The sequence below is a fragment of the Parvibaculum indicum genome (assembly GCF_011762095.1).
Taxonomy (GTDB): Bacteria; Pseudomonadota; Alphaproteobacteria; order Parvibaculales; family Parvibaculaceae; genus Parvibaculum; species Parvibaculum indicum.
In genome coordinates this window covers 33,959-45,963 of the sequence record NZ_JAASQO010000016.1, presented here as the reverse complement: position 1 = coordinate 45,963, position 12,005 = coordinate 33,959, and the positions used below count along the sequence as shown (strand labels likewise).

General features: G+C 63.6%; 13 protein-coding genes. 7 read left to right on the top strand and 6 right to left on the bottom strand.

Annotated elements, in window-relative coordinates:
- Positions 1-88 precede the first annotated feature (88 nt).
- Both FHS78_RS16765 and FHS78_RS16760 read left to right on the top strand, forming a co-directional pair.
- The gene (locus FHS78_RS16765; protein WP_167095529.1) at positions 89-1,588 is read left to right on the top strand and encodes a leucyl aminopeptidase; all 1,500 of its coding nucleotides are present in this window, start codon (positions 89-91) and stop codon (positions 1,586-1,588) included.
- 21 nt (positions 1,589-1,609) lie between these two features.
- Entirely contained in the window at positions 1,610-2,059 is a 450-nt protein-coding gene (locus FHS78_RS16760) for a DNA polymerase III subunit chi (protein ID WP_167095528.1), read from the top strand.
- Between the two features lie 184 nt (positions 2,060-2,243).
- Here FHS78_RS16760 and FHS78_RS16755 read toward each other — a convergent pair whose 3' ends face one another.
- Positions 2,244-2,456, bottom strand: coding sequence for a cold-shock protein (locus FHS78_RS16755; RefSeq protein ID WP_167095527.1), 213 nt, complete (start codon positions 2,454-2,456; stop codon positions 2,244-2,246).
- Positions 2,457-2,826: 370 nt separating this feature from the next.
- On the opposite strand from FHS78_RS16755, the gene FHS78_RS16750 reads away from it, so the two are divergent.
- On the top strand, positions 2,827-3,693 hold the full coding sequence (locus FHS78_RS16750) for a transglutaminase N-terminal domain-containing protein (RefSeq protein WP_167095526.1): 867 nt from the start codon (positions 2,827-2,829) through the stop codon (positions 3,691-3,693).
- Positions 3,694-3,772: 79 nt separating this feature from the next.
- Positions 3,773-4,099 (top strand): DUF6665 family protein, encoded by a 327-nt coding sequence (locus FHS78_RS16745; RefSeq protein ID WP_167095525.1) that lies wholly within the window; start codon positions 3,773-3,775, stop codon positions 4,097-4,099.
- Here the strand turns inward: FHS78_RS16745 and FHS78_RS16740 are convergent.
- The 3 genes from FHS78_RS16740 to FHS78_RS16730 form a co-directional block, all read right to left on the bottom strand.
- Positions 4,096-4,461 (bottom strand): hypothetical protein, encoded by a 366-nt coding sequence (locus FHS78_RS16740; protein WP_167095524.1) that lies wholly within the window; start codon positions 4,459-4,461, stop codon positions 4,096-4,098. The genes FHS78_RS16745 and FHS78_RS16740 overlap by 4 nt on opposite strands.
- A gap of 14 nt (positions 4,462-4,475) precedes the next feature.
- Positions 4,476-4,865 (bottom strand): DUF4175 domain-containing protein, encoded by a 390-nt coding sequence (locus tag FHS78_RS16735; RefSeq protein ID WP_167095523.1) that lies wholly within the window; start codon positions 4,863-4,865, stop codon positions 4,476-4,478.
- Between the two features lie 120 nt (positions 4,866-4,985).
- Positions 4,986-6,902 carry an ABC-F family ATP-binding cassette domain-containing protein gene (locus tag FHS78_RS16730; RefSeq protein ID WP_167095522.1) on the bottom strand — a complete coding sequence of 639 codons (1,917 nt, stop codon included), beginning with the start codon at positions 6,900-6,902 and terminating at the stop codon, positions 4,986-4,988.
- A gap of 140 nt (positions 6,903-7,042) precedes the next feature.
- On the opposite strand from FHS78_RS16730, the gene ndk reads away from it, so the two are divergent.
- Together ndk and FHS78_RS16720 are read left to right on the top strand one after the other, a co-directional pair.
- On the top strand, positions 7,043-7,465 hold the full coding sequence (ndk, locus tag FHS78_RS16725; protein WP_167095521.1) for a nucleoside-diphosphate kinase: 423 nt from the start codon (positions 7,043-7,045) through the stop codon (positions 7,463-7,465).
- Between the two features lie 174 nt (positions 7,466-7,639).
- Positions 7,640-8,488, top strand: coding sequence for a sterol desaturase family protein (locus FHS78_RS16720; RefSeq protein WP_167095520.1), 849 nt, complete (start codon positions 7,640-7,642; stop codon positions 8,486-8,488).
- Between the two features lie 173 nt (positions 8,489-8,661).
- Here FHS78_RS16720 and purN read toward each other — a convergent pair whose 3' ends face one another.
- Both purN and purM read right to left on the bottom strand, forming a co-directional pair.
- The gene (purN, locus tag FHS78_RS16715) at positions 8,662-9,309 is read right to left on the bottom strand and encodes a phosphoribosylglycinamide formyltransferase (protein WP_167095519.1); all 648 of its coding nucleotides are present in this window, start codon (positions 9,307-9,309) and stop codon (positions 8,662-8,664) included.
- Complete coding sequence (purM, locus tag FHS78_RS16710; RefSeq protein WP_167095518.1) at positions 9,309-10,403, bottom strand: phosphoribosylformylglycinamidine cyclo-ligase; 1,095 nt, start codon at positions 10,401-10,403, stop codon at positions 9,309-9,311. Before purM ends, purN begins: the two co-directional genes overlap by 1 nt.
- 275 nt (positions 10,404-10,678) lie before the next feature.
- On the opposite strand from purM, the gene FHS78_RS16705 reads away from it, so the two are divergent.
- Positions 10,679-11,971 carry a DUF2066 domain-containing protein gene (locus FHS78_RS16705; RefSeq protein ID WP_167095517.1) on the top strand — a complete coding sequence of 431 codons (1,293 nt, stop codon included), beginning with the start codon at positions 10,679-10,681 and terminating at the stop codon, positions 11,969-11,971.
- Positions 11,972-12,005 lie beyond the last annotated feature (34 nt).

The window sequence follows — 12,005 nt, the reverse complement described above, 5'->3', positions numbered from 1 at the left end:
AAAGGCCGCCTTCGAGGCCGACCCGGGAGGCCAACCAGAATGCGGAACGGGCGCTAAGGGCGCCGGTGTCCGGAGAAAGGCTTGTTTGATGAATATTTCCTTCGCCGACATATCGCTGACCAAATCGGGCGCACTCGCCGTCCTCGTGACCGAGGCCGCGACGCCGCGGGGCGTGGCCGCCGAGATCGACAAAAAGACCGACGGCGCCCTGAAGCGGGCGATGAAGGCCGCCGGGTTCACCGGCAAGGCGGAGAGCGCGATCGAGATACTCGCCCCCAAGGGGCTGGGCGCCAGCCGGGTTCTACTTGTCGGCGTGGGCAAGACGGGCGATCTCGACAAGGCGGTTCTGGAAAAGGCGGGCGGCATCATTGTCGGCCGGCTCGAAAAGGACAAGGAGACGGCCGGAGCGATCGTGGTGGAGGGCATCTCGTCGGCCCGGGTGACGGCGGCCGACGCCGCGGCGCATGTTGCCCTTGGGGCGGCCTTGCGGGCCTACAAGTTCGACAAATACAAGACTGCCAAGGGCGGCAACCACAAGGATGCGAAGAAAGAGCTGAAGACGGTCTCCATCATGTCCGGCGGGGCCGCCGCCGCGCGCCGGGCCTATGCGCCGCTTTCCAAGGTGGCCGAAGGGGTCTGTCTCGCCCGCGATCTGGTGAACGAACCGGCCAATATTCTGCACCCGGCGGAATTCGCCAAGCGCGCCCGCGCGCTCTCCAAGCTCGGCGTGAAGGTGGAAGTTCTCAGCGAAGCGCAGATGCGCAAGCTCGGCATGGGCGCGCTTCTCGGCGTGGGGATGGGCAGCGAGCATGAAAGCAAGCTCGTCGTGATGCGCTGGGAAGGCGGCAAGGCGAACGACAAGCCGGTCGCCTTCGTCGGCAAGGGCGTCTGCTTCGACACCGGCGGCATTTCGCTGAAGCCGCCGGCGGGCATGGAAGACATGAAGGGCGATATGGGCGGCGCGGCCTGCGTGACCGGTCTCATGCATGCGCTTGCCGCCCGCAAGACCAAGGCGAATGTGGTCGGCGTGATCGGCCTTGTGGAGAACATGCCCGACGGCAAGGCGCAGCGCCCCGGCGACATCGTGACCTCCATGTCGGGACAGACCATCGAAGTCATCAACACCGATGCCGAAGGCCGCCTCGTGCTGGCCGATGCGCTCTGGTACACGCAGAACCGCTTCAAGCCGAAATTCATGATCGACCTCGCCACGCTGACCGGCGCGATCATGGTTGCGCTCGGCAAGGAGCATGCGGGGCTCTTTTCCAATGACGACAAGCTGTCGCGCCAGCTTGGCGATGCCGGCATGGCCGAGGGCGAGAAAGTCTGGCGGCTGCCCATGGGCCCGGCCTATGACAAGCTCATCAATTCCAGGTTTGCGGATATGAAGAATGTCGGCGGACGCGATGCGGGCTCGATCACCGCGGCGCAGTTCCTCGAGCGTTTCGTGAACAAGGTCACATGGGCGCATCTCGATATCGCCGGTACAGCCATGTCGTCGCCGCAGACGCCGACCAATCACAGCTGGGGCGCCGGCTGGGGCGTGCGGCTGCTCAATCGTCTGGTGGCGGACAATTACGAGGCGTAGTTGCCCGCACCGGAGAGCGGCATGACCGAGGTGCTTTTCTACCATCTGCAGAACGCGCCGCTGGAGCGCGTTCTGCCCGACCTGCTGGAACGCTCGCTGCAACGCGGTTGGCGGGCGATCGTCCGCGCCGGCAGCAAGGAACGGCTGGACGCGCTCAACAACACGCTCTGGACCTATCGCGACGAGAGCTTCCTGCCGCATGGCATGGCCGAGGACGGCCCGCCGGAGCTGGAACCCGTCCTGTTGACGACGGAGACGGAAAACCCCAACGGGGCGAATGTGCTCTTTCTGGTGGACGGCGCCGAGCCCGGCGAGGTGGACGGCTATGAACGATGCGTCCTGATGTTCGACGGTCGCGACGCGGAGGCCGTCGGCGCGGCGCGAAATCACTGGAAGACTCTGAAAGAAGCCGGACACGACACGACCTACTGGCAGCAGAGCGATGCCGGAAAATGGGAAAAGAAGGCCTGAGAGCAGCAAAAAGCCCCGCATCCATCATCAGGATACGGGGCCAAAGACGCGAGGCGTCTTACTGGGCGTCATGCCGCCGCTCTACCGCTTCGATCAGGGCCGCCAGTACATCCGTGGTCGGCCGTGAGCAAGGGCAAGCGGGCTGCCGGTCTTATCCGGAAATCCGGAACGCCGGCTTATGCAATCAGTCCAGAAACTTCAGGTTCTCGGCAGCGGACTTGCCACTGCGCGAATCCTGAGTGAGTTCATATTCGATCTTCTGGCCTTCGCGCAGATTGCTGCCGCCCGCGCGTTCCACAGCACTGATGTGAACGAAAGCGTCGTTGCCGCCATCATCCGGCTGGATAAAGCCAAAGCCCTTTTGGGCATTGAACCACTTTACGGTTCCTGTCGTCATATTGTGTTTCTTCCAAACATAGTGTGGTCGGCCCGCACCTTGCGGGCCGTCGATATCGAATTGTCAGGTGAGATGATTATGAACTTGGGGCGGGCAGGGCCCGCACAAGGCCAACACGTCTGGCCATCTATCGATTGGATGGAACATAAATCCTGTTTGGGTAAAGTACAAGTATATTCAAAAATTTATTTATCCGGCATCGTTTAAAGTACTGGAAAATTCTCGAAAATGACAAGGAATTTCGCCGGTTTTAAGGTGTTTTATCTTAATAAATCAGAGGGTTTTTGCGATTGAATTTTGCCATGGGGACGCGCTACGTCCGGTCCGGGCCTGTTTCAGACGAGGAAGTTTCGCCGCAAGGAGGCGCAACGTGACGGCAATCACCATTCGGCACCGAACGACCTACAGCTATGACGAAGCCGTCAGCCTGGGGCCGCATCGCCTCATGCTGAGGCCGCGGGAGAGCCGGGACCTGCGCCTCCTGTCGCATGAGGTCACGGTGACGCCGAAGGCGGAGCTGGCATGGTCGAGCGACGTGTTCGGGAACGCTGTCGCGATCGCGTCGATGGCCTCGCCGACGGACCGGCTGGTGATCGACAGCGTCGCGCGGATCGAACTCGACAGCGAACCATGGCCGGTCTTTCCCATCGCGGCCTCGGCGATCCGCTACCCCTTCCTGTATTCCGATGATGAATGGACCGATCTCGGCGCGATGACGGTCCGGCAATATGAAGACCCGGAAGACAGGCTGCGCATCTGGGCGCGGGGCTTCGTCCGGGGAGAGGAAACCGACACGCTTTCCTTGCTCAAGGACCTCAATGCCGGGGTTGCGGCTGCGCTCGGTTATCGCGAACGCGAGGAAGAGGGCACGCAATCCCCGGTGGAAACGCTCGATCTGGGCACCGGCACCTGCCGCGATTTCGCCGTGCTCTTTGCCGAAGCGGCCCGCGCGCTCGGCTTCGGCGCGCGGATCGTCTCCGGCTATCTGAGCAATCCCGACGACCCGGATACGGTCGGTTCGGCAGAGGCAGGTTCGACCCACGCATGGGTGGAGGTCTATGTGCCGGGGGCCGGCTGGATCAGCTTCGATCCGACCAATCGCGGAATGGGTGGATATAATCTCGTGCCTGTGTGCGTCGCGCGGGATATCCGCCAGACGATCCCCGTTTCGGGCAGCTTCGTCGGCAACCCCGCCGCCTTTCGCGAAATGGAGGTGGAGGTCGTCGTCTCCCGCTAGTGCCGCCGGAAAGCGGCCCCCTCTCGAAACGCAGGCCTTGTCATGTTTGAATGACGCTCCACCGAACGGAGCGGGACCCATGTCGCTCAGACCGCCAAATCTCTTTGCCGTCCAGACCCATGTCGAAACCGGCGAGCAGGTGCTGGACCAGGAAATCCTTGCCGAGCAGGCCTCCGCGCTGGGCCGGGCGGGCGCGGGTGTGGAAAAAGCGCTGAAAGCATTGCGGGAATGCGAAGCGGAAGACGAGGCGCGTCCGGCGCTCGTCGACGCGGCGGCGGAGAAGGTCTATGGCTTCCTGATCCAGCGCGAACTCTGCGGGCTCAGAGACCGGCGCGACGTCATTCGCACCTATGGCATCCCGGGTGAAGTGCTGGCGCGGCTGGGGGCGAGTTCGGGAGGAAGTTAAGGGGTGTAACCCCGTTTCTTCAACTCGGTTCGCAGCTCTTTTGCTTTCTGTCGCAGATATGAGAGCCGTTGTCGGGCCTCTCTATCAGCCTTGTATATTTCGGCGTCTTCCAGAAAATTATCGATCAACACATATAGCGCAAATAGCGTTGCAACTAGACCCCAAACGGTCATCGAACTGATCGCCGCGCCGGCAAAAAGGCCGGCGGCACTGAGGATAAGGTTTCGCGTCCTGCGGCCGGCCTGATGCGGAAGGTCGAGTGAGGCGAAAATGATGTGCGCCTCGATCTCTAGAGAATGCAAAAGCTCCCTTATCTCACCGTCGGTGAGAGTGGAAAGCGATTTGTTCCCTCTCGGAGCCATCGAAATGGCCTCTGTCAGGAGGGGAAATCGCTGGAATGGTCGGAAACTTGTGACGGCTTCTCCATCGCTTTTGCGAGGGAGCCGAATTCCTTCGACAATATCAAGGCTTCGAGCCTCAATGTTTCGCGTTCGGTATTACGACGCATCGATCGCATGGAAACCAAAAGCGCCAATGCACCGAAAGCCAGAGAGAACAGAGCGAGCCAGGGAAACTCGACAGCCCATGATAGGGACGAAGCGGTTGTCCGATCCGTCACATTAAGCCACAGCCAAATGCAGTTAGCCGCTGTAACAGCGAGAATAAGCGCTACGGGAACGAAGTCCCGCCACCATGGCAGAGGGGCTTTCATTTTTTCGTCTAGATGCAACGGGTCGTATTTGTAGTCATGATTGGAATAGCTCATGCGATACGCTCCCATCCTCGACTAAAATAAAACCTTAGCAGCCATTGCACGACACGAATAGTCTTGCAATTTCAGGACGAAATCCATCCTCGGGGCTTTAGGGGAGGGATACGAAGACGCTCACTCCGCCGCCATGGCCTCTTCATAGGCGGTGCTCGCTTCGAGCCACGCTTCCTCGGCGGCGTCCACCGCGCGCAGGGCGTCGGCGCGGGCCTTGGCAAGCTCGTTCGCCTTGTCCGGATCGCGCTCGAAAAGACCGGGTTCGGCAAGCCTGGCGTCGATCTTCGCGACCTCCGCCTGACAGCGCTCGATGTCCTTCTCGGCGGCCTGCGCCTTCTTTTTCAGCGGGGCGAACTGCTCGCGCTTCTTCGCGGCGAGGCGGCGGGCTTCCCGCTTGTCGTTGGAAGGTCGCGGCGCGGCGGGCGCGTCCTCCGCCTCTTCCCCGTCGGGCTCGATGGGGCGCACGCGCCGGGCCGGATCGAGCAGCCATTTGCGGTAGTCGTTGAGGTCGCCCTCGTAAGGCGCGACCGTGCCGTCCGCGACCAGCCAGAGCCGGTCGGCGCAGGTCTCCACCAGATGGCGGTCATGGCTGATCAGGATGAAGGCGCCGTCATAATCGTTGATCGCCATGACGAGCGCTTCGCGGCTGTCGACATCGAGATGGTTGGTCGGCTCGTCGAGAATGATGAGATGCGGCTTGTGGAAGGTCGCAATGGCAAAGAGAAGCCGTGCCTTCTCGCCGCCCGACAGCTTTTCCACCTTGGTGTCGGCCTTGTCCGCGCCGAACCCGTAGGAGCCGGCGGCGGCGCGCACCTGTGCCTGCGTCGCATCGGGCATCAGCTCGCGGAAATGCTCATAGGGCGTCTCGCCCATATTGAGTTCGTCGAGCTGGTGCTGAGCGAAATAGGCGATGCGCAGCTTTTTGGAATCGTATTTGTGCCCCGAACTGACGCGCAGCCGGTCGCACAACAGCTTGGCGAAAGTCGATTTGCCGTTGCCGTTCGCGCCCAGCAGCGCAATGCGGTCGTCCTGGTCGATGCGCAGGTCGAGATCCCTGAGCACCGGCTTGTCGGGCTCGTAGCCGACCGAGGCATGTTCCAGCCGGATGATGGGCGAGGACAGCGGCTTGTCCGGCGCGGGAAAGCGGAAGGGCAGGACGCGCTCGCTCAGAATGTCGGCAATGGGTTCCATCTTTGCCAGCGCCTTCATGCGGCTTTGCGCCTGACGGGCCTTGGAGGCTTTCGCCTTGAAGCGCTCCACGAAGCTTTCCATGTGGCGGCGCGCATCCTCCTGCTTTTTCTTCATCGACATCTGCAGGAGCAGCTTCTCGCGGCGCGTCTTCTCGAAGCGGTCGTAATTGCCCGCATAGAAGGTGAGCTTCTTGTGTTCCAGATGCAGGATCGACTGCGCGACATTGTTCAGTAGATCGCGGTCATGGCTGACGATGAGGACGGTGTGCGGATAGTGGCGCAGATAGTCTTCGAGCCAGATCGTGCCTTCCAGATCGAGATAGTTGGTCGGCTCGTCGAGGAGCAGCAGGTCGGGCTCGGAGAAGAGCACCGCGGCGAGCGCCACGCGCATCCGCCAGCCGCCGGAGAAATCCGAACAGGGCCGCGCCTGGGCCGCGTCGTCGAAGCCGAGGCCGGCCAGGATCGAGGCCGCGCGGGCAGGGGCCGCATGGGCGCCCATATCGGCAAGCCGCGTGTGGATTTCCGAGATGCGGTGCGGATCGGTTGCCGTCTCGGCTTCTTCCAGCAGCGAGGCGCGCTCCAGATCGGCGGCCAGCACCGTATCGAGCAGCGTGATCGGCCCGGCGGGCGCCTCCTGCCGGACCATGCCGATGCGCCAGTTTCGCGGATAGCTGACGCCGCCCGTCTCGGTGCCGTATTCGCCGGTGATGATCTTCAGCAGCGTGGACTTGCCCGTGCCGTTGCGCCCGACAAACCCCACCCGCTGCCCCGGCGGGATGGCGCCGGAGACGTGATCGAGAAGGAGGCGGCCCTCCATGCGGAATGTGAGATCGTTGAAATGCAACATGAGCGGCTACTTAGCACCGGTCGGTGCGTTCGTCACGGGGGATGGTTGCCGCCTTGGCTCCGGCCCGCTATAAGGCCCGCCAAATGCCGCCGGGAGCCTCCCGGCCGCCCCTAGGACAGCCCCTAAAGAGGACGAAGATCATGGCCCTTGAGCGGACCTTTTCGATCATCAAGCCGGATGCGACCCGGCGCAACATCACCGGCAAGATCGTCGACCGACTGGAAAGCGCGGGCCTTCGCGTGGTCGCCTCCAAGCGCATCCACATGACGAAGGAGCAGGCCGAGGGTTTCTACGCGGTCCATAAGGAGCGTCCCTTCTTCAACGATCTCGTGGCCTTCATGACCTCCGGCCCGGTCGTGGTGCAGGTGCTGGAAGGCGAAAACGCCATTGCCAAGAACCGCGAAGTGATGGGCGCCACCAACCCGGCGGAAGCCGCGGACGGCACCATCCGCAAGGATTTCGCCGAAAACATCGAGGCGAATTCCGTGCATGGTTCCGACGCGCCGGAAACCGCCGCGCAGGAAATCAAGTATTTCTTCAAGGACGAAGAGATCGTCGGCTGATTTCAGTCGCCGGACGAATTCGCAAGGCCCCGCCCCTGAAATGCAAAAGGGGGCGGGGCCTTTTGCTTTTTCGGCAACACTTCGCAAGGCAATCGCCCGATCGGCCTCGCGGGATGGAATCGCATGCTAGTCTTTTTCGACCGAAGCACATTGCCGATAAAGCGAGACGAAATCTTGAGACGCGTATTGTCTGTCGTTCTCTGGCCGCTGCTCTTTGCCGTGCCGCTGGCCATTGTATGGGCTGCCATGTCCACCGGGCATGGGGTGGCCGCCTTCAACGCGACCTATCTTGGGCTGGCGCTCGCCATCGCCAGCCTCGAGCGCATCATGCCGCATGAGCGGGCCTGGCTCGAAAATGACGGTCAGATGCTGCCGGACCTCCTGCATACCGTGCTGAACAAGGGCGTGGCGCAGGTGCTGATCACGGTGATCGTCTTCATGGGGATTGCCGGATGGGTGGCGCCGCAGGAAGGCGGCATCTGGCCGTCCGAATGGCCGCTCGTCTTCCAGCTCGCGCTCGGTCTCGTCGTCATCGAGTTCCCGCTCTACTGGAAGCATCGCCTGGCGCATGAATGGCCCTGGCTCTGGCGCTTCCATGCGGTGCATCACAGCGTGACGCGGCTCTGGTTCTTCAATACCGGGCGTTTCCACCTCGTGGATACGCTGACCGGCCTCGCGGTGGGCATCCCGATCCTGCTGCTGCTCGGCGCGCCGGACCCCGTGCTGCTGCTGGTCAGCGCGGTGACGGCCTTTGTCGGTCTTCTGACCCACTGCAATATCGAGATGCGCTGCGGCGTTCTGAGCTATGTCTTCAACACGCCCTCGCTGCATCGCTGGCATCACTCCAAGGATCTGAGCGAGGGCAACCGCAACTATGGCGAGAACCTGATGCTGTTCGACCAGCTTTTCGGCAGCTTCTACAACTCGCCGCGCCGCCCGCCCCGCGATATCGGGATCGAACAGCCCATGCCGGAAAATTTCCTCGGGCAGTTGAAAGTGCCGTTCACCCGTCAGCCGCTTTGATTGGCTTTGCCTTCTGAACGGAATCTACCTCCCCCTGGCGGGGAGGTCGGAAATTTGCGGAGCGAATTTCCGGGTGGGGGGAGGCGTTGCCGCAATCTCGGGCGCATGCGCGTGTCGCGTCACCCCCTCCCAACCCTCCCCCGTCAAGGGGGAGGGCTATTGAGCCCGATGCTCTAGCCCAGTGGCGGCATGAAGATGGGCGCGGGCGCGTCGGGGATGCCGTCGGAGATGACGACCCGCTCATCGGCGACGCGCGCCTTGCCCTCTGCGACGAGGCGCAGCGCAAAGGGGTAGAGCTTGTGTTCCGCCGCCAGAATGCGCTCCGCCAGCACATCCGCGGTATCATCCGGCAGAACCGGCACGGCGGCCTGCGCGACGATGGGGCCTTCATCCATCTCGGGGCGGACGAAATGCACGGTCGCGCCCGAAATGCGTACGCCTGCGTCGATCGCGCGCTGATGCACATGCAGGCCCTTGAAGGCGGGCAGGAGCGAGGGATGGATGTTGAGCATCCGGTCGCGCCACCTGTTGACGAAATCGTCGGTCAGGATGCGCATGAAGCCCGCATTGCAGGCGAGTTCGATCTCCGCATCCTCCAGCGTGCGGTGAAGCACCGCGTCGAACTCTTCGCGCGTCTTGAATTCCTTGTGGTCGATCACCTTGTGGGGGATACCGGCTTCCTCGGCATGGAGGAGGCCCGATGCGTTCGGCCGGTTGGACAGCACAAGGCCGATGTCGGCGGGGAAATCTTCCGCCGCGCAGGCATCGATCAGGGCCTTGAGGTTGGAACCGCGGCCCGAAATCAGTACGGCAATGCGCATCAGCGGCCAGACCCCAGTTCGCCCTCGATGACGACGCGCTCGCCGCCGTTTTCCGCTTCGGCCAGTTCGCCGATGCGATAGACGGTTTCGCCCGCGCCGCGCAGGAAGCTCGCGACGTCCTCGGCCTTGTCCGCATCCGCGACCACAACCATGCCGATACCGCAATTGAAGGTGCGGCCCATCTCCGCCTCGTCGAGCCCGCCCAGCTTCATCAGCCAGCGGAAGACGGGCGGCATGGACCAGCTTGCGCCGTCGATGCGGGCGGCGAGACCGTCCGGCAGCACGCGGGGGATGTTTTCGACAAAGCCGCCGCCGGTGATATGCGCCATCGCCTTCACGGCCTGCGTCTCGCGGATCGCCGACAAGAGCGAGCGGACATAGATGCGCGTCGGCGTCAGCAGCGTCTGGCCGATATTCGCGCCGTCGCCGCCGGGGAAAGGGGCCGACCATGAAAGCCGCTCGTCTTCCACGATGCGGCGGACGAGCGAATAGCCGTTGGAGTGGAAACCGGAAGAGGCAAGGCCCAGCAGCACGTCGCCCGCCTTGAGGTCGGCGCGCGGCAGCACGCCGTCGCGTTCGACCGCGCCGACGGCAAAGCCCGCAAGGTCGTAATCGCCCCTGGAGTACATGCCCGGCATTTCCGCGGTCTCGCCGCCGATCAGCGCGCAATGGGCCTGGCGGCATCCTTCCGCGATGCCGGACACGACCGAGCGCGCCACATCCACATCCAGATGGCCGGTCGCGTAATAGTCGAGAAAGAAGAGCGGCTCGGCGCCCTGCACGACGAGGTCGTTCACGCACATGGCGACGAGATCGATGCCGACCGTCTCATGCTCATCCGCCTCGATGGCGACGCGCAGCTTGGTGCCCACCCCGTCATTGGCGGCGACCAGCAGCGGATCCCTGAAGCCGCAAGCGGCCAGGTCGAACAGGCCGCCGAACCCGCCAAGCGCGGCATCCGCGCCCGCCCGGCGCGTGGAGGCGGCCAGCGGTTTGATCTGCTGTACCAGCTCGTTTCCGGCGTCGATGTCGACGCCCGCCTTGGCATAGGTGTAGCGGTTGCTGCGGTCCGGATTTTCAGGATTGGAGGCCATGTCGCGCCGTCTTCAGGGAGGGGGAATCGAAGGGCATAAACCACCCGAAATTGAGCCCGTGCGCAAGTGGCTGCGGCAGAACGGGCCGGGAAGCCGGAAAGAAGCCGGCGGGAAGAGGAAGAATGCGTGGATAAGCGCGGATTGCGGCGGCTTTTTGGCCCGGCCGCCTTCGCGTGAGCGGGCGCGATGGTATAGTGTCGCGGAAATCCAAGGACCCCGCCGTCCAGGGCGGGGGCGCAGTCGAGCGTTTCCGGGACAGAATTGAAGGCCAGTTCATGAAGGCGATTTACCGGCTCCTGCCCGTCGCAGGGCTTTTCCTCGCATCGCAGATCGTATTCGGCGCCCTCCCGGCCGGCGCGGGCGAGCTGTTTACGGTGAAGAACGTGCATGTGGACGTGACCGCCGACAGCGCCGCCACGGCGCGCGGACTGGCGCAGGCGAAAGGCCAGCGCGAGGCGCTGACGCTGCTGATGCAGCGCCTGACCCTGCCGGAAGACTGGGACAAACTTCCCCCGGTGGATGACGGGATGGCCCAGAACGCCGTCTCCGGCTTTCAGGTCGCCGATGAAAAGGCGAGTTCCACCCGCTATATCGCCGACCTGATCGTGAGCTTCCAGCGCGGGGCGGTGCGCGGCATTCTCGGCCGGTCCGGCGTTCCCTATGCCGAAACGCAGGCCCGCCCGGCGCTGCTCCTGCCGGTGCTGGAAAAGGACGGAACCCGCATCCTCTGGGAAGACGACAATCCCTGGCGCAAGGCATGGAACGAGCGCGATCTCGCCGGTGCGATGAAGCCGCTCATCGTGCCGCTGGGCGACATCGACGAAATGAGCCTCGTCCCCGTCGACAAGGCGGTGTCGGGCGATGCCGAGGCGCTGAAGACGCTGGCCGACCGCTATGGCGCCGCCGACGCCGTGGTGGCGCTGGCCAAGGCCAGCCCGCGGGACGGCAAGACGGTGCTCGACGTGACCGTTACCCATTACGGCGATCCGGCGTCGCAGGAACCGATCCAGCGTTCCTTCGAGGACGAGACGCTGGAAGGCGCCGCCGCGCAGGCCGCGCAAGGCATGCTCACCTCGCTGGGGATCCAGTGGAAGCGCCAGATCATCGTCCGCGATACCCGCATACGCGAACTGAATGCGACGGCCAGTTTTGCCAATCTGGGCGAGTGGCAGAAGATCCGCCAGGGGCTGGGCAGCACCCCGCTCATTACCGGCATGGACGTGATGGGCATTACCGGCGGCGCGGCCGAACTGCATCTCTCCTTCAAGGGCGCGCCGGAAAGGCTGGCGCTTTCCCTCGCCCAGCAGGGCATCGCGCTCTCCCCGGACGGCGCGGCCATCCAGGGCCCCTCGGCCGATGGCGCGGATACGGGCATGTCGCCGGTCGCCGAGCCGGGCGATGATGCGTCCGCCGAAACCCGGGTGCCTGAGGAAGGCGGTTTCCTGACGCCCGAGGAACGGCAGACGCGGCGCCGCGACCCGATGGACGCAATGCAGGGCGCCGCCGCCGATATGGCGGAACAGACAATCGAAAGCGGCCGGCACTGGGTTCTGAAAGTGCAGCCGTGACAGGCATCGCCGATCCGCAACGAGACCGGCCGGG